This is a genomic window from Streptomyces sp. NPDC037271 (genome assembly GCF_055603605.1).
In genome coordinates this window covers 1-23,519 of record NZ_JBVJVN010000020.1, presented here as the reverse complement: position 1 = coordinate 23,519, position 23,519 = coordinate 1, and the positions used below count along the sequence as shown (strand labels likewise).

The following is a 23,519-nucleotide window of genomic DNA, read 5'->3' as shown; positions in this document are numbered from 1 at the left end:
TACGAAAGGGGCTCCCGTACGCACCGTACGGGAGCCCCTTCTCGTGCGGGGGCGGGTCAGCCGCCGAACTCGTGCAGACCCTTCAGCGCCTGGTCCAGCAGCGCCTGCCGGCCCTCCAGCTCACGCTGGAGCTTGTCGGCCTTGGCGTTGTTGCCCTGGGCGCGCGCCTGCTCGATCTGGGAGCGCAGCTTGTCCACGGCGGCCTGGAGCTGCCCGGTCAGGCCCGCGGCACGCGCGCGTGCCTCCGGGTTCGTCCGGCGCCACTCGGTCTCCTCGGCCTCCTGGAGCGCCCGCTCGACCGCCTGCATCCGGCCCTCGACCTTCGGCCGGGCGTCGCGCGGCACATGGCCGATGGCCTCCCAGCGCTCGTTGACCGCCCGGAACGCGGCGCGGGCCGCCTTCAGGTCGGTGACCGGCAGGAGCTTCTCGGCCTCCTCGGCCAGCTCCTCCTTGAGCTTGAGGTTCTCCGCCTGCTCGGCGTCCCGCTCGGCGAAGACCGAGCTGCGGGCGGCGAAGAACACGTCCTGGGCACCGCGGAAGCGGTTCCACAGGTCGTCCTCGTGCTCGCGCTGGGCCCGGCCCGCGGCCTTCCACTCGGACATCAGGTCGCGGTAGCGCGCGGCCGTCGGCCCCCAGTCCGTCGAACTCGACAGCGCCTCGGCCTCGGCGACCAGCCGTTCCTTGGTCCGACGGGCCTCTTCCCGCTGCGCGTCCAGCTGCGCGAAGTGCTGCTTGCGGCGCTTGGAGAACGCCGAACGCGCGTGCGAGAAGCGGTGCCACAGTTCGTCGTCGGACTTGCGGTCCAGTCGTGGCAGGCCCTTCCACGTGTCCACCAGGGACCGCAGCCGCTCCCCGGCCGACCGCCACTGGTCGGACTTGGCCAGCTCCTCGGCCTCGGCGACCAGTGCCTCCTTGGCGCCGCGCGCCTCGTCGGACTGCTTCGCCCGCTGGGCCTTGCGCTCCTCGCGGCGCGTCTCCACCAGTGCGACGAGCTTGTCCAGCCGGACCCGCAGCGCTTCCAGGTCGCCCACCGCGTGGTGCGCGTCGACCTGTTCCCGCAGGTGGTCGACGGCGGCCTGGGCGTCCTTCGCGGACAGGTCGGTGGTCTTCACTCGCTTTTCGAGGAGGCCGATCTCGACAACCAGGCCTTCGTACTTGCGTTCGAAATAGGCCAGCGCCTCCTCGGGGGAGCCTGCCTGCCAGGAGCCGACGACCTTCTCGCCGTCGGCCGTACGCACGTACACGGTCCCCGTCTCATCGACGCGGCCCCACGGGTCGCTGCTCACAGCGCCTCCTCCACATGATGCCCCGGAGGGCTTCGCTACCCCCGGGCATCGTCCACAGTTTCGTCACGGCCAACATAGGCGACCGGCGGGCGGCCTGTCCGCATCCCGCGCGACCGAACTTTCGCTGATGAGGGTCAGGATTTCGTGACGGTGGCCTTGTCGATCACGACCGTCGCGTTGGGTGCTCCGTCGCCCGCACCGGTGCTCTCGCCCGCCGCGGCGATCTTCTTCAGCACCGTCATGCCCTCGTCCGAGATGGTGCCGAACGGCGTGTAGCTGGGCGGCAGCGGGCTGTTCTGGTACACGAGGAAGAACTGGCTGCCGCCGGAGCCCGGCTGGCCGGTGTTCGCCATCGCCACCGTGCCCGCCGGGTACGTGTTCTCCTTCAGGCTCTCGTCCTTCAGGTTCTCGTCCGGAATGTTGTAGCCCGGACCGCCGTTGCCCTGGCCCGTCGGGTCGCCGCACTGGAGTACGTAGATCCCGTTGGTGGTGAGCCGGTGGCACGGCGTGTGGTCGAAGTAGCCCTTGCCGGCCAGGAAGTTGAACGAGTTGACGGTGTGCGGTGCCGCCGACGTCTTCAGCGCGATGTCTATGTCGCCGCAGGTCGTCGCCAGCTTCATCGTGTACTTCGCCGACTTGTCGATGGTCATCGCAGGTTCCTTCTCCCAGGTCTGCGTCTTGACCTCGCCCTCGGCCGGCTTGTCGCACGGGTCCGGCGCCTTGCTGCTCGCCGAGGCGCTCGGCGTGACCTCCGCGCTCGCGTTCGCCTTGCCGTCGCCGTCGTCCAGGACCACCCCGGTCGTGTACAGCGCGACACTGCCGATGACGATCACGCCGAGCACCGACGCGATCACTGCGTTGCGCATGCGCGCCTTGCGCCGCGCGGAGGTACGTCGCTGCTGCTGCCGCAAGAACTTCTCCCGGGCGAGCTGACGCCGCCGCTGCTCCTGGGTGACCACCGGGTTCTCTCCTCATGCGTCTTCGTGTGCCGACCGGTACGCGTGGGTGCGATGAGCCGACCGTGGGCGTGTAGCCCCGTACCGTATATGGGTTCGCTGAGGAATCGGCACCGCCGGTAGGCTCTCACCCTGGGCGCGGCCCGTTCGCAAGCCCACCCGTACCGACACAAACGAAGGACGATCGTGCTCATTGCCGGGTTCCCCGCCGGGGCCTGGGGGACGAACTGCTATCTCGTCGCCCCCGCCGCCGGTGAGGAGTGCGTGATCATCGACCCGGGCCATCAGGCGGCCCCCGGAGTCGAGGAAGCGATCAGGAAGCATCGGCTCAAGCCCGTCGCCGTCGTCCTCACCCACGGCCACATCGACCACGTGGCCTCGGTCGTCCCGGTCTGCGGCGCGCACGACGTGCCGGCCTGGATCCACCCCGACGACCGCTACATGATGGGCGACCCCGAGAAGGGGATCGGCCGCTCCATCGGCATGCCGCTCATGGGCGAGCTGACCGTGGGGGAGCCGGACGACGTCAGGGAACTGACCGACGGCGCGAAGCTGGAGCTGGCGGGCATGGAGCTGACGGTCGCGCACGCGCCGGGCCATACCAAGGGGTCGGTGACCTTCGGCCTGCCCGAGGCGGCGGACATCCCGCCGGTCCTCTTCTCGGGCGACCTGCTGTTCGCCGGCTCCATCGGACGCACCGACCTGCCCGGCGGCGACATGGACGACATGCTCGCCTCGCTGGCCCGCGTGTGCCTGCCGCTCGACGACTCGACCGTGGTGCTGTCCGGCCACGGCCCCCAGACGACCATCGGCCAGGAGCGCGCCACCAACCCGTATTTGCGGCAGGTGGCCGCCGGCCAGGGAGCCACCGAGGCTCCCCGACGAGGAATGTGACGAGAGACCTTCCGTGAGCACCTTCAAGGCCCCCAAGGGCACGTACGACCTGCTGCCGCCCGACTCCGCCAAGTTCCTGGCGGTCCGCGAGGCGATCGCCGCCCCGCTGCGCAACTCCGGCTACGGCTACATCGAGACGCCCGGCTTCGAGAACGTCGAGCTCTTCGCGCGCGGTGTCGGCGAGTCGACCGACATCGTGACCAAGGAGATGTACGTCTTCGAGACCAAGGGCGGCGACCGCCTCGCCCTGCGCCCGGAGACCACCGCCCCCGTGCTGCGCGCGGTCCTGGAGGCCAACCTGCACAAGGCGGGCAACCTGCCGGTGAAGGTCTGGTACTCGGGCTCGCAGTACCGCTACGAGCGCCCCCAGAAGGGCCGTTACCGCCACTTCTCCCAGGTGGGCGCCGAGGCGATCGGCGCCGAGGACCCGGCGCTGGACGCCGAACTGATCATCCTCGCCGACCAGTCGTACCGCGCGCTCGGCCTGCGGAACTTCCGCATCCTGCTCAACTCCCTGGGCGACAAGGAATGCCGCCCCGTCTACCGGGCCGCGCTCCAGGACTTCCTGCGCGGACTCGACCTGGACGAGGAGACGCTGCGCCGCGCGGAGATCAACCCGCTGCGCGTCCTGGACGACAAGCGCCCGGACGTGCAGAAGCAGCTCACCGACGCCCCGCTGCTGCGCGACTACCTGTGCGACGCCTGCAAGGCGTACCACGAGGAGGTGCGCGAGCTGATCACGGCGGCCGGCGTGGTCTTCGAGGACGACCCGAAGCTGGTGCGCGGCCTGGACTACTACACGCGCACGACCTTCGAGTTCGTCCACGACGGACTGGGCTCCCAGTCCGCGGTCGGCGGCGGCGGCCGCTACGACGGACTGTCCGAGATGATCGGCGGCCCCTCCCTGCCGTCCGTGGGCTGGGCCCTCGGCGTCGACCGCACCGTCCTCGCCCTGGAGGCGGAGGGCATCGAACTGGACATCCCGTCCGCCATTTCCGTCTTCGCCGTCCCGCTCGGCGAGGAGGCCCGCCGGATCCTGTTCGCCAAGGTCACCGAGCTTCGCAAGAACGGCGTCGCCGCCGACTTCTCCTACGGCGGCAAGGGCCTCAAGGCCGCGATGAAGGCGGCCAACCGCTCGGGCGCCCGCTACGCCCTGGTCCTGGGCGAGCGCGATCTGGCCGAGGGCATCGTCCAGCTCAAGGACATGGAGTCCGGCGAGCAGACGGCGATCGGTGTGAACGAGATCGTCGCCGAGCTGGAGTCCAGGCTCGGCTGACGGGCCCGTGCGTCCCGTCACCCCCGGGGGCGCCCGCGTTCGCTCGCGCGTGCCCCCGGGGAACGGACATCGGCCGGAACACACCGCTCCAGGGCGATCACCGGTGCGTTCTTATGTTCATCGAACGGTGGCCATACAGGTCCGTGCGGCACAATGGCCCTGCCCGAAGCAGGCCCGACTCAAGTGACGGAATCGGCGTGATGAGCAAGACGACAGTGAAGGACGTCTCCACCGTGGCGGAGCCCGCGCCGGAAGCCACCGCCGGAACACCGGGGGCCGAGGGAGGCAGTCGTGCCCTCGCCCTGCTGCTGGTGCTCACGGGCGCGGCCGGGGTGCTCGCCGCGTGGGTCATCACGCTCGACAAGTTCAAGCTGCTCGAGGCCAAGGTCGCGGGCACGACGTTCACCCCCGGGTGCAGCCTCAACCCCGTCGTCTCCTGCGGCAGCGTCATGGAGAGCGACCAGGCGGCCGTCTTCGGCTTCCCCAACCCGATGCTCGGCCTGGTCACCTACGGCATCGTTGTCTGCGTCGGCATGAGCCTGCTCGCCGGGGCCCGCTTCCCGCGCTGGTACTGGCTCACCTTCAACGCCGGCACGCTGTTCGGCGTGGGCTTCTGCACCTGGCTGCAGTTCCAGTCCCTGTACCGGATCAACGCCCTGTGCCTGTGGTGCTGCCTGGCCTGGGTCGCCACGATCATCATGTTCTGGTACGTGACGTCCTTCAACGTCCGCAAGGGCTTCCTGCCCGCGCCGAACTGGCTCAAGGGCTTCTTCGGCGAGTTCACCTGGGTCCTGCCGGTCCTGCACATCGGCATCATCGGCATGATGATCCTCACCCGCTGGTGGGACTTCTGGACCAGCTGACGGGGCGGGCCGCCGGTCCGTCCGACTGCGCCCGCCGGGTTGTCAGTGCGGTGATTTAGGGTTCAGAGCGTGGAGCCCGACCTGTTCACCGCCGCAGCCGAAGAACGCCAGGAGAAGGACCCGACCGGCAGTCCCCTCGCCGTGCGGATGCGTCCGCGCACCCTCGACGAGGTCGTCGGCCAGCAGCACCTGCTCAAGCCCGGTTCCCCCCTGCGCCGGCTGGTCGGCGAGGGCGCCTCCGGTCCCGCCGGACCGTCGTCCGTGATCCTCTGGGGCCCGCCGGGCACCGGCAAGACGACCCTGGCGTACGTCGTCTCGAAGGCCACCAACAAGCGCTTCGTGGAACTGTCGGCGATCACCGCGGGCGTCAAGGAGGTCCGCGCGGTCATCGACGGTGCCCGCCGCGCGGTCGGCGGGTACGGCAAGGAGACGGTCCTCTTCCTCGACGAGATCCACCGCTTCAGCAAGGCCCAGCAGGACTCCCTGCTCCCGGCCGTCGAGAACCGCTGGGTCACCCTGATCGCCGCCACCACCGAGAACCCGTACTTCTCGGTGATCTCCCCGCTCCTCTCCCGCTCCCTCCTCCTCACCCTCGAGTCCCTGACGGACGACGACATCCGCGGCCTGCTGAAGCGCGCGCTCAGTGACGAACGCGGTCTGAAGGACGCCGTCGGCCTCCCCGAGGACACCGAGGAGCACCTGCTGCGCATCGCCGGCGGCGACGCCCGCCGCGCGCTGACCGCGCTGGAGGCCGCCGCCGGGGCCGCGCTCGACAAGGGCGAGGCCGAGGTCACCCTGGCGACGCTGGAGGAGACCGTCGACCGGGCCGCCGTGAAGTACGACCGCGACGGTGACCAGCACTACGACGTCGCCAGCGCCCTGATCAAGTCCATCCGCGGCTCCGACGTGGACGCCGCCCTGCACTACCTGGCCCGGATGATCGAGGCCGGCGAGGACCCCCGGTTCATCGCCCGCCGCCTGATGATCTCCGCCAGCGAGGACATCGGCCTCGCCGACCCGAACGCCCTGCCGATCGCCGTCGCCGCCGCCCAGGCCGTTGCCATGATCGGCTTCCCCGAGGCCGCCCTCACCCTCAGCCACGCCACCATCGCCCTCGCCCTCGCCCCCAAGTCCAACGCCGCCACCACCGCCATCGGCGCCGCCCTGGACGACGTACGCAAGGGGCACGCCGGGCCGGTCCCCGCGCACCTGCGCGACAGCCACTACAAGGGTGCGGGCAAGCTCGGACACGGGCAGGGATACGTGTACCCGCACGACCTGCCGGAGGGCATCGCCGCCCAGCAGTACGCCCCGGACGAGCTGAAGGACCGCACGTACTACGCCCCGACCCGGCACGGCGCCGAGGCCAGATACGCGGACGCGGTGGAGTGGACCCGCGGGCACCTCGGTCGCAAGCGGTCCTGAGCAGCCTGTAGAATCGCCCGGAGTGCCGAGTCCCGCGCAGTCAGAACGGGACAACCGGCCGGAACCCCCAGCGGGTCCCAGGAGCGTCGCGCACCGTCGATAGGTGTCGCGGGCAGCCCACCACCACCCGGAGCTCCGGGAGCGGTCGGTGGGCCACTCGCGTGCTGCACGTATGTGCCCAGACCAGGGAGCGGCTGCCCGGCAGGTCCCTCGCGGACCAGACGGGTTTCCCCGGCTGCGGATTGCGACCTCCCTCAACCCTGACAAGCCGGAAACCAGGAAAGAGACACAGACAGTGGCGAACCAGTCCCGCCCCAAGGTCAAGAAGTCGCGTGCCCTCGGCATCGCGCTGACCCCGAAGGCCGTCAAGTACTTCGAGGCCCGCCCCTACCCGCCGGGCGAGCACGGCCGCGGCCGCAAGCAGAACTCGGACTACAAGGTCCGTCTGCTCGAGAAGCAGCGTCTGCGCGCGCAGTACGACCTCAGCGAGCGCCAGCTCGTCCGCGCCTACGAGCGTGCCTCCAAGACCAACATGAAGACCGGCGAGGCCCTGGTCATCGAGCTCGAGCGCCGTCTCGACGCGCTGGTCCTGCGTTCGGGCATCGCCCGCACGATCTACCAGGCCCGCCAGATGGTCGTGCACGGCCACATCCAGGTCAACGGCCAGAAGGTCGACAAGCCGTCCTTCCGCGTCCGCCCGGACGACGTCGTGCAGGTGCGCGAGCGCTCCAAGGAGAAGACGCTCTTCACGATCGCCCGTGAGGGTGGCTTCGCCCCCGACGGCGAGACCCCGCGCTACCTCCAGGTGAACCTCAAGGCCCTGGCGTTCCGCCTGGACCGTGAGCCGAACCGCAAGGAGATCCCGGTGATCTGCGACGAGCAGCTCGTCGTCGAGTACTACGCCCGCTGATCCCAGCAGAACGCTGCATCTCAGCAAGGCGCAGTACCTCCGCGGTACCTCAGCCCGCCGTCTCCCCGCCCTTCCGGGTGGGCGAGGCGGCGGGCTTCGCCGTTCGCGCACCCGCCGTGGCACGCCGCCCGCCCCCGCGCGGCGCCGGCAGCGAGGCCGGCGCCCCGGGCCGCCGCAGCGCCCGCGACACCGCCTCCCGCCGGCCGAGCCGAGCCCCGTGCCGTACGCACTCCTGGTACCGCTCGTCGCCCAGCTGCTCCCGGGCCGCCGCCTCGCACAGCTCGTGCGGCGCGTTGTAGTGCGCCGAGCCGAACAACGGCAGCCCCACCGACGGCCACATCCGCCCCGCCGCGCCCTGCAGCACCGCGGCCTCCGCCGCGTTCCCGTCCGCCACCGTGACCAGGGCCAGCAGCTCCACCGCCAGCACCGAGCCGAGCTGGTCCCGGAAGCGGTGGGCGCCGGCCAGGCAGTCGGCCAGCAACTCGCGGGCGCGCCCCGGCTCGCCGTCGCTCCAGGCCGCGTAGGCCAGCACATACAGGGCGTAGCCCCGGGTCCAGCGCTCGCCGTGGTCCTCGCACACCTGGCGGACGTCCTCGCACAGGCGCACCGCGTCCGGCACGTCGCCCTGGAACGCCCGCGCCATCGCCAGTTCCACCTGGCCCATCAGGACGTTGCTGTTGAGCTCGCCGATCTCCCGGTAGCGCCGCAGCGCGGAACGCAGCAGCGTCTCGGCGCGCGGCATGTCGTCCGTGACCAGGGCCAGACAACCGGTGCGGTGTTCCGCGTACGCCACCGCCGTGGGGTTCGCGGACTGCTCGGCCTCCTCCCGGCACTCCTGGAGCACCGCCAGCGCGGGCACCGTGTCGCCCTGCAGGATCGCCACGTGGGCGAGTACCCACAGCGCCTTCAACCGGGCCGGCTCGCCCGCCGTCCGCTCCGGGTCCAGCCGCACCGCCTGCTCCAGCCAGCGCCGCCCCTCCGACAACCGCCCGCACCCCACCCAGTGGAACCACAGGGCACCCGCCAGATACTGGCCCAGGTGCGCCTCGTCCGGCTCCGTCAGACAGTGCTCCAGGGCGCTGCGCAGGTTCGGCAGCTCCACGTCCACCCGCGCGGTGACCTCGTGCTGGCGCGGCGAGAACCACTCCAGCTCGCACCAGGTCGCCAGGCCCACGTACCAGTCCCGGTGCCGCCGCCGTATCCGCGGCGCGTCGCCCGTCGCCTCCAGCCAGTCGGCGCCGTACGCCCGCACCGTGTCGAGCATCCGGTAGCGCACCCCGGCCGGGGTCTCCTCGCGGGCCAGCACGGACTGCGCGAGCAGCGCGGAGAGCACGTCGAGCACGTCGTCGGCGGGCAGGCCCTCGCCGCCGCACACGTACTCGGCGGCCTCCAGGTCGAACGGCCCCGTGAACACCGACAGCCGCGCCCACAGCAGCCGCTCCGCGGGCGTGCACAGCTCGTGGCTCCAGCCGATCGCCGTGCGCAGCGTCCGGTGCCGGGGCAGCGCGGTGCGGTCCCCGCCGGTCAGCAGACGGAAGCGGTCGTCCAGCCGTTGCAGCACCTGTCCCGGCGACAGCGCGCCCAGCCGCCCCGCGGCCAGCTCGATCGCCAACGGGATCCCGTCCAGGCGCCGGCACAGCTCGCGCATCTCCCCGTGGCCGTCGTCCAGGTCGGCGTCGTACCCGTACGTCAGGTGCCGCTGCCGCGCCCGGACGGTCAGCAGTTCCACCGCCTCCTCCGGCCTCAGCGGTGCCAGCGGAAGCAGCCGCTCCCCGGTCACGGCCAGCGGTCTGCGCCCCACCGCCAGGACGCGCAGCCCCGAGGCCCGGCCCAGCAGGTCGGTCACGAGCGCGGCACAGGCGTCCACCAGATGCTCGACCCCGTCGAGGACCAGGAGCAGCTCTCGCTCGGCGAGGTGCGCGAGCAGCGTCTCGCGCGGCAGCCGGGTCGTGTGGTCGGTCAGGCCGAGCGCCTCCACGACCGCGTAGTCGACGAACTCCTCGTCGCGCACCGGCGCCAGTTCCACCCGCCACACCCCGTCCCGGGGCGCGCACCGCGCGGCCGCCCGCGCCGCCAGCCGCGACTTCCCGACCCCGCCGGTCCCGGTCACGGTCACCAGCCGCCCGGAGCCCAGCGCCCGGGCCAGCTCCGCGAGCTCCGCCGCTCTCCCCACGAAGGTGTCGAGTTCCAGGGAGAGGTTGCCGTGCGGGATGCCGTCGCGCCGAAGGTCTCGCATGGAACACGGAGCGTACTGAACCGTATTCACTCCGTACAATCCCTCCTCGTGACTTCACCGCACTCCGCCGCGCGCGGTCGGTAATCCGGTACGGAGCCCCGCGCCCGGCGCGATAGGCTCGGTGCACGACTTTTCCCGATGTTCAGGCACGTCTTTCAGGGAGCGGGTGCACAGTGTCCGGTGGCGAGGTGGCCGGGATCCTGGTGGCCGTCTTCTGGGCGATCCTGGTCTCCTTCCTCGCCGTCGCGCTGGCGAGGCTGGCCCAGACGCTCAGGGCGACCACCAAGCTGGTGGCGGACGTGACCGACCAGGCCGTCCCGCTGCTGTCCGACGCCTCGTCGGCGGTGCGCTCCGCGCAGACCCAGATCGACCGGGTCGACGCGATCGCCTCGGACGTCCAGGAGGTCACGTCGAATGCCTCCGCGCTGTCCACCACCGTGGCCTCCACCTTCGGCGGCCCCCTGGTCAAGGTCGCCGCGTTCGGGTACGGCGTACGGCGGGCACTCGGCGGTCGCAAGGAGGGCGAGCCCGCGCGCCCGGCCAAGCAGCCGCGGCGTACCGTGATCGTGGGCCGTACGATCCCGGACGCGCGGCGGACGAAGCGGAAGAAGGGCTGATCCAGCGATGTTCCGCCGTACGTTCTGGTTCGGCACCGGCGTCGCCGCCGGTGTGTGGGCCACCACCAAGGTCAACCGGAAGCTCAGGCAGCTGACCCCCGAGAGCCTCGCCGCCACCGCGGCGAACAAGGCGCTCGACGCGGGCACCCGGATCAAGGACCGCGCGGTGGGCTTCGCGCTCGACGTCCGCGACAACATGGCCCAGCGGGAGGCCGAACTGGACGACGCGCTCGGGCTGAACGCCCCCGTCGACCACGAACTCCCCGCACCCCGGCGTTCCCGCGCCATCGAGAACCGCAACACCGAGAACGGCAACACCCCGACGTACGTCGACAGGACGACGTACTCGTACAACCGGAATGAGGACCACTGATGGAGTCGGCCGAGATTCGTCGCCGCTGGTTGAGCTTCTTCGAGGAGCGCGGGCACACCGTCGTCCCTTCGGCGTCGCTCATCGCGGACGACCCGACTCTGCTGCTGGTCCCGGCCGGCATGGTGCCGTTCAAGCCCTACTTCCTGGGTGAGGTCAAGCCGCCCTTCGACCGCGCCACCAGCGTGCAGAAGTGCGTGCGCACGCCGGACATCGAAGAGGTCGGCAAGACCACGCGCCACGGCACGTTCTTCCAGATGTGCGGCAACTTCTCCTTCGGCGACTACTTCAAGGAAGGCGCCATCAAGCTCGCCTGGGAGCTGCTCACCAGCCCCCAGGACAAGGGCGGTTACGGCCTCGACCCCGAGCGCCTGTGGATCACCGTCTACAAGGACGACGACGAGGCCGAGCGCATCTGGCACGACGTCGTGGGCGTCCCGTCCGAGCGCATCCAGCGGCTCGGCAAGAAGGACAACTACTGGTCCATGGGCGTCCCCGGCCCCTGCGGCCCCTGCTCCGAGATCAACTACGACCGCGGCCCCGAGTTCGGAGCCGAGGGCGGCCCCGCCGTCAACGACGAGCGGTACGTGGAGATCTGGAACCTCGTCTTCATGCAGTACGAGCGGGGCGAGGGCATCGGCAAGGAGGACTTCGAGATCCTCGGGGACCTGCCGAGCCAGAACATCGACACCGGGCTCGGCCTGGAGCGGCTCGCCATGATTCTGCAGGGCGTGCAGAACATGTACGAGATCGACACCTCCATGGCCGTCATCAAGAAGGCCACCGAGCTGACCGGCGTGGCCTACGGCGACGCCCACGCCTCGGACGTCTCCCTGCGCGTGGTCACCGACCACATGCGCACCTCCGTGATGCTCATCGGCGACGGTGTCACCCCCGGCAACGAGGGCCGCGGCTACGTGCTGCGCCGCATCATGCGCCGTGCCATCCGCAACATGCGCCTGCTCGGCGCCACCGGTCCGGTCGTCAAGGACCTGACCGACGTCGTGATCGGGATGATGGGGCAGCAGTACCCCGAGCTGATCACCGACCGCGAGCGGATCGAGAAGGTCGCCCTCGCCGAGGAGAACGCCTTCCTGAAGACGCTGAAGGCCGGCACCAACATCCTCGACACCGCCGTCAGCGACACCAAGGCCGCCGGTGGCAGCGTCCTCGCCGGCGACAAGGCCTTCCTGCTCCACGACACCTGGGGCTTCCCGATCGACCTCACCCTGGAGATGGCCGCCGAGCAGGGGCTCTCCGTGGACGAGGCCGGCTTCCGGCGCCTGATGAAGGAGCAGCGGGAGCGCGCCAAGGCCGACGCCCAGGCCAAGAAGACCGGCCACGCCGGCGTCGGCGCCTACCGCGAGATCGCCGACCAGGCCGGTGCCACCGACTTCGTCGGCTACAGCGACACCGAGAGCGAGTCTCGAATCGTCGGCATCCTCGTCGACGGTGCCTCCTCCCCGGCCGCCACCGAGGGCGACGAGGTCGAGATCGTCCTCGACCGCACCCCGTTCTACGCCGAGGGCGGCGGCCAGATCGGCGACACCGGCCGGATCAAGGTCGATTCCGGTGCCGTCATCGAGGTCCGGGACTGCCAGAAGCCGGTGCCGGGCGTGTACGTCCACAAGGGCGTCGTCCAGGTCGGCGAGATCACCGTCGGCGCCAAGGCCCACGCCTCCATCGACGACCGGCGCCGCAAGGCCATCGCCCGCGCCCACTCGGCCACCCACCTCACCCACCAGGCGCTGCGCGACGCCCTCGGCCCGACGGCCGCCCAGGCCGGATCCGAGAACCAGCCCGGCCGCTTCCGCTTCGACTTCGGCTCGCCGTCCGCCGTGCCGACGGCCGTGATGACCGACGTCGAGCAGAAGATCAACGAGGTGCTCGCCCGCGACCTCGACGTGCGCGCCGACGTCATGGGCATCGACGAGGCCAAGAAGCAGGGCGCCATCGCCGAGTTCGGCGAGAAGTACGGCGAGCGCGTGCGCGTCGTGACCATCGGCGACTTCTCCAAGGAGCTGTGCGGCGGCACCCACGTGCACAACACCGCCCAGCTGGGGCTGGTCAAGCTGCTCGGCGAGTCGTCCATCGGCTCCGGGGTGCGCCGCATCGAGGCCCTGGTCGGCGTCGACGCCTACAACTTCCTCGCCCGTGAGCACACGGTCGTCGCCCAGCTCCAGGAGCTGATCAAGGGCCGTCCGGAGGAGCTTCCGGAGAAGGTCTCCGCCATGCTCGGCAAGCTGAAGGACGCCGAGAAGGAGATCGAGAAGTTCCGCGCCGAGAAGGTCCTCCAGGCCGCCGGCTCGCTCGCCGACTCCGCCAAGGACGTGCGCGGTGTCGCCCTGGTGACCGGTCAGGTCCCGGACGGCACCACCGCCGACGACCTGCGCAAGCTGGTCCTCGACGTGCGCGGCCGCATCCAGGGCGGCCGGGCCGCCGTCGTCGCCCTGTTCACCACGGTGAACGGCAAGCCCCTCACCGTCATCGCCACCAACGATGCCGCCCGCGAGCGCGGTCTCAAGGCCGGTGACCTGGTGCGTGCCGCCGCCAAGACCCTCGGTGGCGGCGGTGGCGGCAAGCCGGACGTCGCCCAGGGCGGTGGCCAGAACCCGGCCGCCATCGGTGACGCCGTCGACGCCGTCGAGCGGCTCGTGGCGGACACCGCCAAGTGAGCGACTCGTGGAACGGCCGGACGGAAGGTCAGGCGGAGGGCCGGACGGACGACCGGCCGGACGGCCCGGTCATGCGCCGTGGCCGCCGCCTGGCGATCGACGTCGGGGACGCCCGTATCGGGGTCGCGTCCTGCGACCCCGACGGGATTCTCGCCACGCCGGTGGAGACCGTTCCCGGACGGGACATCCCGGCAGCACACCGCCGCCTGCGGCAGCTGGTCGAGGAGTACGAGCCGATCGAGGTCGTCGTCGGTCTCCCTCGCTCCCTCAAGGGGGGTGAGGGACCGGCCGCGGTCAAGGTCAGGGGCTTCGCGCAGGAGCTGGCCCGCGGCATCGCGCCGGTGCCGGTCAGGCTGGTCGACGAGCGGATGACGACGGTGACCGCCAGCCAGGGGCTGCGCGCCTCGGGAGTGAAGTCCAAGAAGGGCCGGTCCGTCATCGACCAGGCCGCCGCTGTGATCATCCTTCAGCAGGCACTGGAATCCGAACGGGTGTCAGGCAGGCCACCCGGTGAGGGCGTCGAAGTGGTCATCTGATCGCGATACGGTAACGTTCCGCGCGATGCGGAGGCATTCGAACAGCCACCGCACAGCAAGAGGCGGAACGGAAGACGGCCCTCCATGACAGGCCGAGCGCGCCGTCGCCTCGCGGCTCTAGGGGATCGATGACTGAGTATGGCCGGGGCCCAGGCTCCGAACCGTGGCATCCGGAGGACCCGTTGTACGGGGACGGCGGATGGGGCGGACAGCAGGCCCACGCGGGTCAGCAGTCCCCCTACGGCGGCCAGCCGCAGCAGTATCCGGAGCAGCAGTCCCAGCAGCAGTACGGCGAGTGGGGCGACGGCGGCCAGTCCGCCTACGGTCAGCAGTCGCAGTACGGCCAGTACGGTCAGCAGCACCCCGAGCCGCAGTACGACCAGTACCAGCAGAATCCGCAGTACGACCAGTACGAGCAGTACGGTCAGCAGCAGTACGACCAGCAGTACGCGCCCCAGGGACAGTCCCAGCAGGGCCACGACGGCGGCGGCTGGGGCACCGGCGCGCAGCCTCCCGCGCAGTACCCCGCCGACCCGTCGGACCCCTACGGGCAGCAGGCCGCCGCCTACGGCGCCGAACAGCCCGACTTCTACGGCACCCCGGAGGCGTACCCGCCCCCCGAGCCACCGGGCCGCCGGCGTGCCGAGCCCGAACCGCAGGACACCGACCGGGACGCCGGTCCCGACGAGGGAGAGCACGCCTTCTTCGCGGACGGGGACGCCGACGAGAAGGAGGACGGCGGCGACGACGGCGCAGCGCGGGGCGACCGCAGGGGCCGGGGCGGCAAGCCCAAGAAGGGCCGCAACGGAGTCGCGTGCCTCGTGGTCTGCCTGGTGCTGGGCGGCGCAGTGGCGGGAGTCGGATACTTCGGCTTCCAGTTCTACCAGGAACGTTTCGGCGCGGCCCCGGACTACGCGGGTGACGGCAACGGCGAGCAGGTGACCGTCACGATCCCCAAGGGCGCGGGCGGCTCCACCATCGGCCAGGAGCTCAAGCGGAAGGGCGTGGTGAAGAGCGTCGACGCCTTCATCGCCGCACAGCAGAGCAACCCGCAGGGCAAGAGCATCCAGGACGGCGTGTACACGCTGCAGAAGGAGATGTCGGCCGAGGCCGCGATCGAGCTGCTGCTCAATCCCAAGAGCCGCAGCAACCTGATCATCGCCGAGGGCAAACGCAACGCCAGCATCTACAAGGACATCGACAAGCGCCTCGAACTGGACGAGGGCACCACCGCCAAGGTCGCCAAGGCCGAGTGGAAGAACCTCGGCCTGCCCGACTGGGCGATGAACCACGAGAACGTCAAGGACCCGCTGGAAGGCTTCCTCTACCCGTCGAGCTACTCGGCGGCCAAGGGCCAGAAGCCCGAGGACGTGCTGAGGCAGATGGTGGCGCGGGCCAGCGAGCAGTACGAGAAGATCGGGCTCGAGGAGAAGGCGGAGGGCCTCGGCCTCGAAGATCCGTGGCAGCTGCTCACCGTGGCGAGCCTGGTGCAGGCGGAGGGCAAGACGCACGAGGACTTCCGCATGATGTCCGAGGTCATCTACAACCGGCTCAAGCCCACCAACACCGAGACCAACCAGGAACTGCAGTTCGACTCGTCCTTCAACTACCTGCTCGGCCAGAGCGAGATCCACATCAGCGAGTCCGAGATCAACAGCAACCCGGACCCGTACAACACCTACACCAACAAGGGCCTGCCGCCCGGACCCATCAGCAACCCCGGTGAAGAGGCCCTGAAGGCGGCGCTCGATCCCACGGACGACGGCTGGATGTACTTCGTGGCCACCGACGGCCTGAGCAAGACCGAGTTCGCCAAGACGCACGACGACTTCCTGAAGCTGAAGGACAAGTTCGATGCCAGCTCGGGCAACTGACCGTCGGCGAGCCGCCGTTCTCGGCTCGCCGATCGCCCACTCCCTCTCCCCGGCCCTGCACCGCACCGCCTACGCCGAGCTGGGCCTGGAGGGCTGGACGTACGACCGCTTCGACGTCGACGAGGAGGCGCTGCCCGGCTTCTTCGAGGGGCTGGGCCCCGAGTGGGCGGGGCTGTCGCTGACCATGCCGCTCAAGCGGGCGGTCATCCCGCTGCTCGACGGGATCAGTGAGACGGCGGCCTCCGTGGACGCGGTGAACACCGTGGTCCTCACCGAGGACGGCCGCAGGACCGGCGACAACACCGACATCCCGGGCATGGTCGCCGCCCTGCGCGAGCACGGCATCGAGAAGGCCGAGACCGCGGCCGTCCTCGGCGCCGGCGCCACCGCGTCCTCCGCGCTGGCCGCGCTGGCCCGGATCTGTACCGGCGAGATCGCCGTCTACGTACGCAGCCGGGCGCGCGCCGCCGAGATGCGGGGCTGGGCCGAGCGGCTGGACGTCGACGTGCGCATCGCGGACTGGGCGGACGCCGAGGAGGCGCTGCACGCCCCTCTGGTGGTGGCCACCACCCCGGCCGGCGCCACCGACGCCCTCGCCGCCGCCGTCCCGGAGATGCCCGCGACCCTCTTCGACGTGCTCTACGACCCGTGGCCGACCGCCCTCGCCGCCCGCTGGTCGGCCCACGGCGGTGCGGTCGTCAGCGGCCTCGACCTGCTGCTGCACCAGGCGGTGCTCCAGGTGGAGCAGATGACGGGCCGCGCTCCGGCCCCCCTCGCCGCCATGCGCACGGCGGGGGAGCGGGCCCTGGCCGACCGCTAGCCTCCGCGGTCCCGCGGGCGCGCCCACGGCGTCGTCCGACGTCCGCGCCACCGTCCGCCAGATGGACCGGCGGCCGGGTCCGGGGCCCGGACGTGGGAGGATCGGAGGTGGCGGACCGGGGCCGCGCACCCGGACACGCCGTCGCCGTACGCAGAGAAGACGCGTACGCAGGGCATAACCGGGGCGCGAGCACTGAGGAGCACCGTTGAGCAGGTTGCGCTGGCTGACCGCGGGGGAGTCCCACGGTCCCGCACTCGTCGCGACGCTGGAGGGTCTGCCCGCCGGCGTACCGATCACCACGGACATGGTGGCGGACCATCTGGCGAGGCGACGGCTCGGCTACGGTCGCGGCGCACGCATGAAGTTCGAGCGGGACGAGGTCACCTTCCTCGGCGGCGTCCGGCACGGGCTCACCCTCGGTTCCCCGGTCGCGGTCATGGTCGGCAACACCGAGTGGCCGAAGTGGGAGCAGGTCATGGCGGCCGACCCGGTCGACCCGGAGGTGCTGGCCGGCCTGGCCCGTAACGCGCCGCTGACCCGCCCCCGCCCCGGCCACGCCGACCTCGCGGGCATGCAGAAGTACGGCTTCGACGAGGCCCGGCCGATCCTGGAGCGCGCCTCCGCGCGGGAGACGGCCGCCCGGGTGGCCCTGGGCGCCGTGGCACGGTCGTACCTGAAGGAGACGGCCGGCATCGAGATCGTCAGCCACGTCGTCGAACTGGCTGCGGCGAAGGCCCCCTACGGGGTGTACCCGACCCCGGCGGACGTCGAGAAGCTGGACGCCGACCCGGTGCGCTGCCTGGACGCGGACGCCTCGAAGGCGATGGTCGCGGAGATCGACCAGGCCCACAAGGACGGCGACACCCTCGGTGGCGTGGTCGAGGTGCTGGCGTACGACGTCCCGGTCGGTCTCGGCTCGCACGTGCACTGGGACCGCCGGCTGGACGCCCGGCTGGCCGCCGCCCTCATGGGCATCCAGGCCATCAAGGGCGTCGAGGTCGGCGACGGCTTCGACCTGGCGCGGGTGCCGGGTTCGAAGGCGCACGACGAGATCCTGGCCGGCCCCGACGGCATCAGGCGGGCGTCCGGCCGCTCCGGCGGCACCGAGGGCGGTCTGACCACCGGCGAGCTGCTGCGCGTGAAGGCGGCCATGAAGCCGATCGCGACCGTGCCGCGGGCGCTCAAGACCGTGGACGTCGCCACCGGCGAGGCCACCCAGGCCCACCACCAGCGCTCCGACGTGTGCGCGGTGCCGGCGGCCGGCATCGTCGCCGAGGCGATGGTCGCCCTGGTCCTGGCGGACGCGGTCGCGGAGAAGTTCGGCGGCGACAGCGTGCCGGAGACCCGCCGCAACGTGCGGTCCTACCTCGACAACCTGGCCATCCGATGAGCGCACCGCTGATCGTCCTGGTCGGACCGATGGGCGTCGGCAAGTCCACGGTGGGGCAGCTGCTGGCCGAGCGCCTCGGCACCGGCTACCGGGACACGGACGAGGACATCGTCTCCGCGCAGGGGCGGGCCATCGCCGAGATCTTCGTCGACGAGGGCGAGGCGGCCTTCCGGGCCCTGGAGAAGGAGTCCGTGAGGGCCGCTCTCGCCGGGCACGAGGGCGTCCTCGCCCTCGGTGGCGGCGCGATCCTGGACGCCGACACCCGCGCGCTGCTCGCCGGGCAGCGCGTCGTCTACCTCTCGATGGACGTCGAGGAGGCCGTCCGGCGCACCGGCCTGAACGCCGCGCGCCCGCTCCTCGCGGTCAACCCGCGCAAGCAGTGGCGCGAGCTGATGGAGGCCCGCCGCGGCCTCTACGAAGAGGTCGCCACGGTCGTCGTCGCCACGGACGGCCGCACGCCCGAAGAAGTCACCCAAGCCGTCCTGGACGCAGTGGAGTTGAAGGAAGCATGAGCGAGGCAGTCACCCGGATCCAGGTCGGCGGCACCGCGGGCAGCGATGCCTACGAGGTTCTGGTGGGCCGACAGCTCCTGGGCGAGCTGGCCGGGCTGATCGGCCCGAGGGCCAAGCGGGTCGCGGTGATCCACCCGGAGGCCCTCGCCGAGACCGGCGACGCGCTGCGCGCCGACCTCGCGGGGCAGGGCTACGAGGCGATCGCCATCCAGGTGCCCAACGCCGAGGAGGCGAAGACCGCCGAGGTCGCCGCCTACTGCTGGAAGGCGCTGGGCCAGTCCGGCTTCACCCGCACCGACGTCATCGTCGGCGTCGGCGGCGGCGCCAGCACCGACCTGGCCGGGTTCGTGGCCGCGACCTGGCTGCGCGGCGTCCGCTGGATCGCCGTCCCCACCACCGTGCTGGCCATGGTGGACGCGGCCGTCGGCGGCAAGACCGGCATCAACACCGCCGAGGGCAAGAACCTCGTCGGCTCCTTCCACCCGCCCGCCGGCGTCCTGTGCGACCTGGCCGCCCTGGACTCGCTCCCGGTCAACGACTACGTCTCCGGACTCGCCGAGGTCATCAAGGCCGGCTTCATCGCCGACCCGGCGATCCTCGACCTGATCGAGTCCGACCCCCAGGCCGCGCGCACCCCGGCCGGACCGCACACCGCGGAGCTGATCGTGCGCTCCATCAAGGTCAAGGCGGAGGTCGTCTCCTCCGACCTGAAGGAAGCGGGCCTGCGGGAGATCCTCAACTACGGCCACACCCTCGGCCACGCCATCGAGAAGAACGAGCGCTACAAGTGGCGCCACGGCGCCGCCGTCTCCGTCGGCATGCACTTCGCCGCCGAACTGGGCCGCCTCGCGGGCCGTCTGGACGACGCCACCGCCGACCGGCACCGCAGCATCCTCGAAGCGGTCGGCCTGCCCCTGCACTACCGCTACGACCAGTGGCCCAAGCTCGTCGAGAACATGAAGGTCGACAAGAAGTCCCGCGGAGACCTGCTGCGCTTCATCGTCCTGGACGGCCTCGCCAAGCCCACCGTGCTGGAGGGACCCGACCCGGCCGTCCTCCTCGCCGCCTACGGCGAGGTGGGCGAGTAGTACCCCGCCGCACCTTCCGCCCGATTCGCCTTGCGCGACGGGCACTTCGTACCGCCCCCGGCCGTTCACCGAACGACGGCCGGGGGCGGTACCGTTCGGACGGGGATCCCCTCACGCCCTTTAGGCTGTGGGGAAGCGGGCGGGCCCCCCTTCCCGCCGCCAGCGCCCATCGCCTGTACGAGACGGAGTGGCACCGGATGCAGCACGCAGTGGGTTCTCCGCTGCCGCCGCCCCATCAGCCGGGGCACGGACCGGCCGTCGGCTGGTCACCGGCCGCGCACCACCCGGGCCCGCACCAGGGTTCCACCCCCGTACCGCCGCCCGCGGCGCCGGGCTACCCCATGCGGGCCCCGCACCCCGCGGCTTCCCAGCAGGCCCCGCACCCGGCCCCGGGACCGCACCCGGCCCAGGGACCTCACCCGGCCCAGGGTCCGTACCCGGCCCAGGGACCTCACCCGGCCCAGGGACCTCACCCGGCCCAGGGTCCGCACCAGGCTCCGGGTCCGCACCAGGCGGCTCCCGTGCCGCCCCCGCCGGACACCACCGGCCACGTACCGCTGCCGCCCGGCGGCCCCGTGGCCGTGCCCAGCGTGCCGCCTGCCGCGTCCACCGCGCCCGACCCGGCCACGACCACCCTGGCGGTGCTGCTCATCGGCCCCGCGGGAGCCGGCAAGACCAGCGTCGCCAAGTACTGGGCGGACCACCGCCGGGTCCCCACCGCCCACATCAGCCTCGACGACGTCCGCGAATGGGTCCGCTCCGGCTTCGCCGACCCCCAGACCGGGTGGAACGAGAACTCCGAGGCCCAGTACCGCCTCGCCCGCCGCACCTGCGGCTTCTCCGCCCGCAACTTCCTCGCCAACGGCATCTCCTGCATCCTCGACGACGCGGTCTTCCCGGACCGCCCCGTCGTCGGCCTCGGCGGCTGGAAGCGGCACGTCGGCCCCGGCCTGCTCCCGGTCGTCCTCCTGCCGGGCCTGGACATCGTCCTGGAGCGCAACGCCGAACGCAGCGGCAACCGGCGGCTCACCGACGAGGAGGTCGCCCGCATCCACGGCCGTATGGCCGGCTGGTACGGCTCGGGTCTCCCGATCATCGACAACTCCACGCTGGACATACCGGAAACCGCCCAGGTCCTGAACGAGGTCCTGACCCGTTCCATAGCAAGCCCGCCGAACTGGTAGCGAGAGGGAGACCGGGGAGCGCCCGAAGGGGCGCGGGGAACTGCGCGACCAGCCCCACCGGTGGCCGGACGGCGCCCAACCTCCAGTCGCCCCCCGCAGACCGACCGCCCCCGCTTCCCCACTCGGCCTCTCCCGAGCGGCGCCCCCCGAGCGGAGCTCTTACGCTCGGCCCATGTCAGAGGTGTACGCGGCCCGCCGGACGCGCCTACGAGAACGCTGCAACGCGGGCGGCAGCGCGGCGGCGCTCGTCTCCCGGCCCGCCAACGTGCGCTATCTCGCGGGCGCGGCCCCGCACGGCGCCGTGCTGCTGCTCGGCAAGACCGAGGATCTGCTGGTCTGCTCGGGCCCGCCGGACGACCGGCCGACGGACGGCGTCCGGCCCGACGACTCCCTGCCGGTGCGGGCGCTGCCCGGACCCGGCGGCGACCCGGCCGTCGCGGCCACCGGCCTCGCCGCGGCCCAGGGGGCCGAGTCCCTCGCCACCGAGGACCACCACCTCACCGTGGTCCGGCACCGCGCCATGCACTCGGTCGCACCCCGGCTGCGCCTGACCGACCTCGGTCAGGCGGTCGAGCAGCTCCGGGTGGTCAAGGACGAGGAGGAGATCTCCTGCCTTCGCATCGGCGCCGAGATCGCCGACCAGGCCCTCGGCGAACTCCTGGAGTCCATCCTGGTCGGCCGCACCGAGCGGCACCTCGCCCTGGAGCTGGAGCGCCGGCTGGTCGACCACGGCGCCGACGGCCCGGCCTTCCCCACCTCCGTCGGCACGGGCCCGAACTCGGGGCGCCGCGGCCACCGCCCCACCGACCGGCGCGTGGAGGAGGGCGACTTCCTCTCCGTCTGCCTGGGCGCGACCTACCGCGGCTACCGCTGCGAGATCGGCCGTACGTTCGTCATCGGCACCTCGCCGGCCGACTGGCAGATCGAACTGTACGACCTCGTCTTCTCCGCCCAGCGGGCCGGCCGGGAGGCCCTCGCACCCGGCGCCGCCTGCCGCGATGTCGATCGCGCCGCCCGCCAGGCACTGGACTCGGCCGGGTACGCGGAGAACCTTCCGACCCTCACCGGCCACGGTGTCGGACTCGAAATCGACGAGGACCCGCAGTTGGCCCCCGCGGCCATGGGTAAACTGGACGCTTGTGTGCCGGTCACCGTCGAACCGGGGGTCCACCTCCCGGGCCGGGGCGGGGTCCGGATCGATGACACGCTCGTCGTGCGCCCCGAGGCGGACGGCGGACCCGAGCTACTCACCATCACGACCAAGGAGCTGCTCGCGCTCTAGCCTTCGCGCTGCGCGCCTGCCCGCCCCGAGGTCGTCCACGTCAGTCCAGTCCAGGAGATTCCGCAACCGTGGCTTCCACGAACGACCTCAAGAACGGCATGGTGCTCAAGCTCGAAGGCGGCCAGCTCTGGTCCGTCGTCGAGTTCCAGCACGTCAAGCCCGGCAAGGGCCCTGCCTTCGTGCGCACCAAGCTCAAGAACGTGCTCTCCGGCAAGACCGTCGACAAGACCTTCAACGCCGGCGTCAAGGTCGAGACGGCCACTGTCGACAAGCGTGACATGCAGTTCTCCTACATGGACGGCGAGTACTTCGTCTTCATGGACATGGAGACCTACGACCAGCTGCACGTCGACCGCAAGGCCGTCGGCGACGCCGCCAACTTCCTGATCGAGGGCTTCACCGCCACCGTCGCCCAGCACGAGGGCGAGGTGCTCTTCGTCGAGCTGCCCGCCGCCGTCGAGCTGACCATCCAGGAGACCGAGCCCGGCGTCCAGGGCGACCGCTCCACCGGCGGCACCAAGCCCGCCACGCTGGAGACCGGCTACCAGATCCAGGTCCCGCTCTTCATCACCACCGGTGAGAAGATCAAGGTCGACACCCGCTCGAGCGACTACCTCGGCCGGGTGAACAGCTAACCGTGGCTGCCCGCAACACGGCCCGCAAGCGCGCCTTCCAGATCCTCTTCGAGGGCGATCAGCGCGGCGCCGACGTCCTGACGGTACTCGCCGACTGGGTCCGGCACTCCCGGTCCGACACCCGGCAGCCGCCGGTGAGCGAGTACACGATGGAGCTGGTCGAGGGCTACGCCGAGCGCGCGCAGCGCATCGACGAGCTCATCGCCCAGTACTCGGTCGGCTGGACGCTCGACCGCATGCCGGTCGTCGACCGCAACATCCTGCGCCTGGGCGCGTACGAGCTGATCTGGGTCGACGCGACCCCGGACGCCGTCGTCCTGGACGAGATGGTGCAGCTGGCGAAGGAGTTCTCCACGGACGATTCGCCCGCGTTCGTCAACGGACTGCTCGGCCGGCTGAAGGACCTCAAGCCCTCGCTGCGTCGCGACGAGAGCTGAGAGAGGCGCCGGGACCGACAGAGGGAAAGACCCCCACCACGCCGGAGGGCCCGCAGCAGGCGCGCTGCGGGCCCTCCGGCGCGGTCGCGCCGCACCGCCCGGCCTGAGCCCCGTGAGGCACACGACAAGCCGCCGGGGGGGGGGGGGGGGGGGGGGGGGGGGGGGGGCAGGGGGGGGGGGGGGGGGGGGGGGGGGGGGGGGGGGGGGGGCGCCGGGGGGGGGAAAAGATATATGACGTTGGCGCTCCCTGCGA

General features: G+C 71.5%; 21 protein-coding genes. 18 read left to right on the top strand and 3 right to left on the bottom strand.

All coding sequences use genetic code 11. The features are described 5' to 3' along the window. Positions 1 to 56 precede the first annotated feature (56 nt). Together ACZ7G3_RS26885 and ACZ7G3_RS26880 are read right to left on the bottom strand one after the other, a co-directional pair. Positions 57 to 1,286 (bottom strand): DUF349 domain-containing protein, encoded by a 1,230-nt coding sequence (locus ACZ7G3_RS26885; protein WP_426518843.1) that lies wholly within the window; start codon positions 1,284 to 1,286, stop codon positions 57 to 59. A 134-nt stretch (positions 1,287 to 1,420) separates the two neighbouring features. Next, positions 1,421 to 2,245: a peptidylprolyl isomerase gene (locus ACZ7G3_RS26880; RefSeq protein ID WP_470928574.1), complete on the bottom strand. Its 825-nt coding sequence runs from the start codon at positions 2,243 to 2,245 to the stop codon at positions 1,421 to 1,423. 183 nt (positions 2,246 to 2,428) lie between these two features. Between ACZ7G3_RS26880 and ACZ7G3_RS26875 the strand changes: the two genes are divergently transcribed. The 5 genes from ACZ7G3_RS26875 (at position 2,429) to rpsD (ending at position 7,610) form a co-directional block, all read left to right on the top strand. Then, positions 2,429 to 3,136 (top strand): MBL fold metallo-hydrolase, encoded by a 708-nt coding sequence (locus ACZ7G3_RS26875; RefSeq protein ID WP_470928573.1) that lies wholly within the window; start codon positions 2,429 to 2,431, stop codon positions 3,134 to 3,136. 13 nt (positions 3,137 to 3,149) lie between these two features. Beyond that, positions 3,150 to 4,412, top strand: a complete 1,263-nt coding sequence (gene hisS / locus ACZ7G3_RS26870; RefSeq protein WP_470928572.1) for a histidine--tRNA ligase — start codon at positions 3,150 to 3,152, stop codon at positions 4,410 to 4,412. 200 nt (positions 4,413 to 4,612) lie between these two features. Further along, the gene (locus ACZ7G3_RS26865) at positions 4,613 to 5,275 is read left to right on the top strand and encodes a vitamin K epoxide reductase family protein (RefSeq protein WP_426600785.1); all 663 of its coding nucleotides are present in this window, start codon (positions 4,613 to 4,615) and stop codon (positions 5,273 to 5,275) included. A 69-nt stretch (positions 5,276 to 5,344) separates the two neighbouring features. Continuing rightward, positions 5,345 to 6,700, top strand: coding sequence for a replication-associated recombination protein A (locus ACZ7G3_RS26860; protein ID WP_470928571.1), 1,356 nt, complete (start codon positions 5,345 to 5,347; stop codon positions 6,698 to 6,700). A 295-nt stretch (positions 6,701 to 6,995) separates the two neighbouring features. Next, positions 6,996 to 7,610, top strand: coding sequence for a 30S ribosomal protein S4 (gene rpsD / locus ACZ7G3_RS26855; RefSeq protein ID WP_030185023.1), 615 nt, complete (start codon positions 6,996 to 6,998; stop codon positions 7,608 to 7,610). Between the two features lie 49 nt (positions 7,611 to 7,659). On the opposite strand, the gene ACZ7G3_RS26850 is transcribed toward rpsD, so the two are convergent. Further along, entirely contained in the window at positions 7,660 to 9,846 is a 2,187-nt protein-coding gene (locus ACZ7G3_RS26850; RefSeq protein WP_470928570.1) for an ATP-binding protein, read from the bottom strand. A gap of 173 nt (positions 9,847 to 10,019) precedes the next feature. Between ACZ7G3_RS26850 and ACZ7G3_RS26845 the strand changes: the two genes are divergently transcribed. The 13 genes from ACZ7G3_RS26845 (at position 10,020) to nusB (ending at position 23,266) form a co-directional block, all read left to right on the top strand. After that, entirely contained in the window at positions 10,020 to 10,463 is a 444-nt protein-coding gene (locus ACZ7G3_RS26845; protein ID WP_470928569.1) for a DUF948 domain-containing protein, read from the top strand. Positions 10,464 to 10,470: 7 nt separating this feature from the next. Next, on the top strand, positions 10,471 to 10,836 hold the full coding sequence (locus ACZ7G3_RS26840) for a hypothetical protein (RefSeq protein ID WP_470928568.1): 366 nt from the start codon (positions 10,471 to 10,473) through the stop codon (positions 10,834 to 10,836). Next, positions 10,836 to 13,508, top strand: a complete 2,673-nt coding sequence (alaS, locus tag ACZ7G3_RS26835; protein ID WP_470928567.1) for an alanine--tRNA ligase — start codon at positions 10,836 to 10,838, stop codon at positions 13,506 to 13,508. Before ACZ7G3_RS26840 ends, alaS begins: the two co-directional genes overlap by 1 nt. A 71-nt stretch (positions 13,509 to 13,579) precedes the next feature. After that, positions 13,580 to 14,044, top strand: coding sequence for a Holliday junction resolvase RuvX (gene ruvX, locus ACZ7G3_RS26830; RefSeq protein ID WP_426600856.1), 465 nt, complete (start codon positions 13,580 to 13,582; stop codon positions 14,042 to 14,044). A gap of 128 nt (positions 14,045 to 14,172) precedes the next feature. Then, positions 14,173 to 15,918, top strand: a complete 1,746-nt coding sequence (gene mltG, locus ACZ7G3_RS26825) for an endolytic transglycosylase MltG (protein WP_470928566.1) — start codon at positions 14,173 to 14,175, stop codon at positions 15,916 to 15,918. Next, positions 15,899 to 16,738, top strand: a complete 840-nt coding sequence (locus ACZ7G3_RS26820) for a shikimate dehydrogenase (protein ID WP_426600778.1) — start codon at positions 15,899 to 15,901, stop codon at positions 16,736 to 16,738. Before mltG ends, ACZ7G3_RS26820 begins: the two co-directional genes overlap by 20 nt. A gap of 205 nt (positions 16,739 to 16,943) precedes the next feature. Continuing rightward, entirely contained in the window at positions 16,944 to 18,128 is a 1,185-nt protein-coding gene (gene aroC, locus ACZ7G3_RS26815) for a chorismate synthase (protein WP_426600777.1), read from the top strand. Further along, positions 18,125 to 18,640, top strand: coding sequence for a shikimate kinase (locus tag ACZ7G3_RS26810; protein ID WP_470928565.1), 516 nt, complete (start codon positions 18,125 to 18,127; stop codon positions 18,638 to 18,640). The genes aroC and ACZ7G3_RS26810 overlap by 4 nt, the downstream gene beginning before the upstream one ends. After that, positions 18,637 to 19,728, top strand: coding sequence for a 3-dehydroquinate synthase (gene aroB, locus ACZ7G3_RS26805; protein WP_426600775.1), 1,092 nt, complete (start codon positions 18,637 to 18,639; stop codon positions 19,726 to 19,728). Before ACZ7G3_RS26810 ends, aroB begins: the two co-directional genes overlap by 4 nt. Before the next feature lie 197 nt (positions 19,729 to 19,925). Continuing rightward, complete coding sequence (locus tag ACZ7G3_RS26800) at positions 19,926 to 20,912, top strand: Pro-rich N-terminal domain-containing protein (protein WP_470928564.1); 987 nt, start codon at positions 19,926 to 19,928, stop codon at positions 20,910 to 20,912. A gap of 172 nt (positions 20,913 to 21,084) precedes the next feature. Continuing rightward, positions 21,085 to 22,194 carry an aminopeptidase P family protein gene (locus ACZ7G3_RS26795; RefSeq protein ID WP_426600773.1) on the top strand — a complete coding sequence of 370 codons (1,110 nt, stop codon included), beginning with the start codon at positions 21,085 to 21,087 and terminating at the stop codon, positions 22,192 to 22,194. Between the two features lie 68 nt (positions 22,195 to 22,262). Beyond that, positions 22,263 to 22,829 (top strand): elongation factor P, encoded by a 567-nt coding sequence (gene efp / locus ACZ7G3_RS26790; protein ID WP_398136554.1) that lies wholly within the window; start codon positions 22,263 to 22,265, stop codon positions 22,827 to 22,829. 2 nt (positions 22,830 to 22,831) lie between these two features. Beyond that, entirely contained in the window at positions 22,832 to 23,266 is a 435-nt protein-coding gene (nusB, locus tag ACZ7G3_RS26785; protein WP_426518876.1) for a transcription antitermination factor NusB, read from the top strand. Positions 23,267 to 23,519 lie beyond the last annotated feature (253 nt).

Coding starts and splice junctions, on each gene's coding strand:
- alaS (WP_470928567.1), top strand. CDS start 10,836: ATGGAGTCGGCCGAGATTCGTCGCCGCTGGTTGAGCTTCTTCGAGGAG.
- ACZ7G3_RS26795 (WP_426600773.1), top strand. CDS start 21,085: ATGTCAGAGGTGTACGCGGCCCGCCGGACGCGCCTACGAGAACGCTGC.
- ACZ7G3_RS26820 (WP_426600778.1), top strand. CDS start 15,899: ATGCCAGCTCGGGCAACTGACCGTCGGCGAGCCGCCGTTCTCGGCTCG.
- ACZ7G3_RS26865 (WP_426600785.1), top strand. CDS start 4,613: ATGAGCAAGACGACAGTGAAGGACGTCTCCACCGTGGCGGAGCCCGCG.
- ACZ7G3_RS26800 (WP_470928564.1), top strand. CDS start 19,926: ATGCAGCACGCAGTGGGTTCTCCGCTGCCGCCGCCCCATCAGCCGGGG.
- aroB (WP_426600775.1), top strand. CDS start 18,637: ATGAGCGAGGCAGTCACCCGGATCCAGGTCGGCGGCACCGCGGGCAGC.
- ACZ7G3_RS26840 (WP_470928568.1), top strand. CDS start 10,471: ATGTTCCGCCGTACGTTCTGGTTCGGCACCGGCGTCGCCGCCGGTGTG.
- mltG (WP_470928566.1), top strand. CDS start 14,173: ATGACTGAGTATGGCCGGGGCCCAGGCTCCGAACCGTGGCATCCGGAG.
- ACZ7G3_RS26810 (WP_470928565.1), top strand. CDS start 18,125: ATGAGCGCACCGCTGATCGTCCTGGTCGGACCGATGGGCGTCGGCAAG.
- ruvX (WP_426600856.1), top strand. CDS start 13,580: ATGCGCCGTGGCCGCCGCCTGGCGATCGACGTCGGGGACGCCCGTATC.
- ACZ7G3_RS26850 (WP_470928570.1), bottom strand. CDS start 9,846: ATGCGAGACCTTCGGCGCGACGGCATCCCGCACGGCAACCTCTCCCTG.